The sequence below is a fragment of the Citrobacter sp. Cpo030 genome (genome assembly GCF_030333005.1).
GTDB lineage: Bacteria > Pseudomonadota > Gammaproteobacteria > Enterobacterales > Enterobacteriaceae > Citrobacter > Citrobacter portucalensis.
Genome location: NZ_JAOWGT010000015.1, coordinates 1 through 281, shown reverse-complemented (window position 1 = coordinate 281; position 281 = coordinate 1). Strand labels below are relative to the sequence as shown.

The window sequence follows — 281 nt, the reverse complement described above, 5'->3', positions numbered from 1 at the left end:
CACACTACCATCGGCGCTACGGCGTTTCACTTCTGAGTTCGGCATGGGGTCAGGTGGGACCACCGCGCTACAGCCGCCAGACAAATTCTTTTCTAAGTGCCGAACTTTAACCGAAAAACTGGTGCTGATACCCAGAGTCGAACTGGGGACCTCACCCTTACCAAGGGTGCGCTCTACCAACTGAGCCATATCAGCACACTAAATTTGATGCCTGGCAGTTCCCTACTCTCGCATGGGGAGACCCCACACTACCATCGGCGCTACGGCGTTTCACTTCTGAG

General features: G+C 54.8%; 1 tRNA gene and 1 rRNA gene. Both read right to left on the bottom strand.

Going from position 1 to position 281, the window contains the following annotated elements:
• Positions 1-81 (bottom strand): 5S ribosomal RNA (gene rrf, locus OGY37_RS00165); the annotation flags it as partial.
• 38 nt (positions 82-119) lie between these two features.
• Positions 120-195 (bottom strand) — tRNA-Thr (locus OGY37_RS00160).
• Positions 196-281: the final 86 nt, after the last annotated feature.